The following is a 3,521-nucleotide window of genomic DNA, read 5'->3' as shown; positions in this document are numbered from 1 at the left end:
GTGCGCCGCGGTCATGGACCGTGTGGTGGCCTCACTCCGCGGCCGCCCCGTACGGCGCCTCACCGCCGCCGTCTCCGCCCACCTCCACCAGTGCGCGTCCTGCCGGGAGGGGCGGCGGCACCTGCGGTACGTGAACGAGGGGCTGCCGCGGAGGGGCGGGCGGGGCCTCTGATCCCGCCCCGCCCCACCCCCGCATCGCCCCACCCCGCCCCACCGGAAGAGCCGTCGCTCACCTCACCGGAAGAGCCGTCGCCACGTCTCCGGGCCCGGGTAGCCGTCCGCTTCGGCGCCCCGCCAGCCCTGGGCGCGCTGGAAGGCCTCGACGTTGCGCCGGTCGGCCTCGGACCAGCGCGGGCCGGGGCCCTGCGCGTAGTGCCTGCCGTAGCCCTTCTTGACCAGTTGGCGGCCCAGCTTCGTGATGTGGGCGTTCGACTGGCCGGGCCGGAAGTGCTGCTTTCCGGGGAACGCCGTGGACGTGTGCCCGGAGCCGCCGCTGCCCGTGCCGCTCCCCGAACCCCCGCCGATGTCGCGGCCCCTGCCCTCGACCAGATAGCGCCAGGTCGCCGGGCCGGGGATGCCGTCCGCCTCGGCGCCCCGCCATCCCTGCGCCCGCTGGAAGGCCTGCGTCGCCCTGCGGTCGGCGTCCGACCAGCGCGGCCCGGGGCCCACCGAGTAGAAGCGCCCGCCGCCGCGCTCGCTCAGCATCCGGCCGAGCTTGGTGACATGGCCGCCGGAGGCGCCGGGGCCGAACGCGGACGCGCCGGGGAAGGCCGCCCCCGAACCCGACGAGCCGCCGGTCCCTCCGGTGCCGCCGCCCGAACCGCCGCCGTCCGCGAGGTACTTGTAGCGGTACGGCACGTAGCCGCCCGAATGGTTCCAGTACGCGTACGGAGTGGTCCGCTTCAGCGTGTGCGGGCGCGTCTGCTCGTACGCCACGTACCGGGTCTTCGACGCGTCCGCCCAGCCGCCGAAGATCGTCACGTGCGAACCCGCGCCCGGGTTGGCCGGGTTGTGGAACAGCAGCATGTCGCCGGGGCGCAGCTGGCTCTTGCTGATGCGGACGCCGTACGCGGCGAGGCTGCCGGTCCACTGGTTGCTGCCGAGCCCCCAGGCCATCGAGACGAAGCCCGAGCAGTCCTTGCGGTAGCCCTGGTAGTACGCGCCCATGCTGTACGAGACGCGCGCGTCCACCCACGTCTGGGCACGGGCGAGGATCTGGGCGCGCGTCAGCCGCATCGGCGACGACGCCGTACGGAGCGCCGCCGTCTGCGCGACCGTCGCCCCGGCGGTCGACGTCTGGGTGCCCGAAGCCTGGGCGGCCGCCGGATGGGAGGTCGCCGCCTCGGTGAAGAGCGGGCCCGGGGCGCCCTGGCCGCCCGGCGGCAGCGGGTTCTGCGTGGCGACGGGCGGCTGCGCCAGGGCGTGCGCGGCGCCGGTGCCCGCGCCGGTCAGGACGGCGCCGAGCGCCACGACGGCGGCGGCGCGCGTACTGGCCCGGGAGCCGCCGGCCGCGCGGAGCGCGAGGCGCTCCTGCGCGCAGCCCGGGCAGGGGCAGTCACGCGCGGCGGCTATGTCGTCGAAGACGGGCGCGCCAGTGGTGACGGGTGTGTCGGGAAGCAGGGTGGTCACATCGCCCTCCATGGGTCGAACGGGGAGAAAAGGGGTGTCATGGGGGAGGAGCGGCGAGGAGGGCGGTTATGACGCGGTTGGGGCGGGGAGCGATCGACCATGGTCGAAGAAGAGGGTGAGGCGGCGAGGGCTGCCGGTGCTGCTGATGCGGTTGGGGCTGGGGCTGGGGCTGCGGCCGGTGCTGCCGGTGTCGGCGGGGAGGTCCTGACGGCCGAGGAGGTCGCCGCGCGGCACGGGCTGCGTCCGCTGCCGGTCGAGGGCGGACTGTTCCGGCGTACGTGGGCGGGGCCGCCGGACGCGGCCGGACGCCCCGCCGGGACGGCGATCCTCGTCCTCCTGACCACCGCGCCCGGGGACTTCTCCGCCCTGCACCGGCTGCCGATCGACGAGGTCTGGCACTTCTACGAGGGCGACCCGCTGGAACTGCTGCTCCTCGCCCCCGACGGCACGGACCGCACGGCCGTCCTCGGCCCCGGCGGGCAGGTGCAGCTGGTGGTGCCCGCGGGGACGTGGATGGGGGCGCGGGTCGTGGCCGGCGGGCGGCACGGGTGGGCGCTGTTCGGGACGACCATGGCGCCCGGGTTCATGGCCGAGGACTACGAGGGCGGGGACCCGGAGGCGCTGGGCGCGCGTTATCCGGGGCGCGCGGGGCTCATCCGGGAGCTGTGCAGGGCCGGGGAGCCGCTGACGATGCGGGGAGAGGACGGGCTCGATGGGTGACGGGGAGACGACGGGGCTGGGGTCGAGGCCGGGGCCGGGCTCCGGCTCGGGTGCAGAGGCAGGGGCAGGGACAGGAGCAGGAGCAGGGTCGGGGCCGGGGTCGCTGCGGGACGCGTCCCTCCCCGGGCTGCCCGGCCGCGTCGCCCTGGTCACCGGGGCGAGCGGCGGCCTCGGCGCCGGGATCGCGCGGCGGTTCGCGCAGGCCGGGGCGGCGGTCGTCGTCCACTACCTGCGGGGCGAGGAGCGGGCCCGTGAGCTGGTCGCGCGGATCACGGCGGAGGGCGGTGACGCCGTCGCCGTGGCGGCGGACCTGACGCGCGAGGACGAGTGCCACCGCCTCGTCGAGGAGGCGTACGCCTGGCGGGGACACCTGGACGCGCTGGTCAACAACGCCGGGATCCAGCCGGTGCAGGAGCTTCCCGGGATGACGGCCGCGGACTGGCGGCGGCTGTCGGAGGCGAACGTGACGAGCGCGTTCTGCTGCACGCAGGCCGCGGCCGAGGTCATGAGGGGGCAGGACGGCGGCGGCACCGTCACGCACATCGCGTCCATCGAGGGGTCGCACCCCGCCCCCGGCCACGCGCACTACAGCGCGTCCAAGGCCGCCCTGATCATGTTCGCCCGCTCGGCCGCCCTGGAGTACGGGCCGCGCGGCATCCGCGTCAACAGCGTCTCGCCCGGCCTGATCGACCGCCCCGGCCTCGCCGAGGACTGGCCCGAGGGCGTGGCGCGGTGGGGCGGTGCCGCGCCGCTCGGCCGGCTCGGGACGCCCGAGGACGTCGGTGCCGCGTGCGTGTTCCTCGCGTCGGACGCGGCGTCCTGGATCACGGGGACGGACCTCGTGGTGGACGGCGGGGTGGGGGCGCGGCCGACCTGGTAGGTGGGTTCCCCTCCCGGGACTGCGGCCGACCTGGTGGGCGGGTTCCCCCCTCGGGACTGTGGCCGACCTGGTGGGCGGTTCCCCCCCGGGCGCCGCGGCCCACCCGGCAGGCGCAGGCGGGTCCCCGCCCCCCCTCGGGGACCCCGGGACCGCCCCGTCACCGGTCCAGATACGCCAGCACCGCCAGCACGCGCCGGTTGTCGGTGTCCGAGGGCGGCAGCCCCAGCTTGGGGAAGATGTTGCCGATGTGCTTGGCGACGGCCTTCTCCGTGATGAACAGGGCTTCCGCTGT

The 3,521-nt window shown here is 76.2% G+C and carries 4 protein-coding genes and 1 pseudogene; 3 read left to right on the top strand and 2 right to left on the bottom strand.

The annotated features are described in order from the left end of the window. Positions 1-13: 13 nt before the first annotated feature. Complete coding sequence (locus AOK22_RS44195; protein ID WP_482255571.1) at positions 14-172, top strand: hypothetical protein; 159 nt, start codon at positions 14-16, stop codon at positions 170-172. A gap of 62 nt (positions 173-234) precedes the next feature. On the opposite strand, the gene AOK22_RS36980 is transcribed toward AOK22_RS44195, so the two are convergent. Beyond that, complete coding sequence (locus AOK22_RS36980) at positions 235-1,629, bottom strand: peptidoglycan-binding protein (protein WP_244165262.1); 1,395 nt, start codon at positions 1,627-1,629, stop codon at positions 235-237. 99 nt (positions 1,630-1,728) lie between these two features. On the opposite strand from AOK22_RS36980, the gene AOK22_RS36975 reads away from it, so the two are divergent. Both AOK22_RS36975 and AOK22_RS36970 read left to right on the top strand, forming a co-directional pair. Beyond that, positions 1,729-2,349 (top strand): cupin domain-containing protein, encoded by a 621-nt coding sequence (locus tag AOK22_RS36975; protein ID WP_079037075.1) that lies wholly within the window; start codon positions 1,729-1,731, stop codon positions 2,347-2,349. Between the two features lie 103 nt (positions 2,350-2,452). Further along, positions 2,453-3,229 (top strand): SDR family NAD(P)-dependent oxidoreductase, encoded by a 777-nt coding sequence (locus AOK22_RS36970; RefSeq protein ID WP_055703043.1) that lies wholly within the window; start codon positions 2,453-2,455, stop codon positions 3,227-3,229. Positions 3,230-3,386: 157 nt separating this feature from the next. Here AOK22_RS36970 and AOK22_RS43475 read toward each other — a convergent pair. Beyond that, positions 3,387-3,521 (bottom strand): annotated as a pseudogene (locus AOK22_RS43475) (DNA-binding response regulator); the annotation flags it as partial.

Source organism: Streptomyces silaceus, from assembly GCF_001419745.1.
In the GTDB taxonomy this organism is placed as follows: domain Bacteria; phylum Actinomycetota; class Actinomycetes; order Streptomycetales; family Streptomycetaceae; genus Streptomyces; species Streptomyces silaceus.
The sequence above is the reverse complement of the archived record's forward strand: the minus strand, read 5'-3'. Positions and strand labels throughout refer to the sequence as shown.

What these genes read in the sequence shown, in the direction of transcription:
- AOK22_RS44195 (WP_482255571.1), top strand. Translation starts at nt 14, where the DNA reads ATGGACCGTGTGGTGGCCTCACTCCGCGGCCGCCCCGTACGGCGCCTC.
- AOK22_RS36975 (WP_079037075.1), top strand. Translation starts at nt 1,729, where the DNA reads ATGGTCGAAGAAGAGGGTGAGGCGGCGAGGGCTGCCGGTGCTGCTGAT.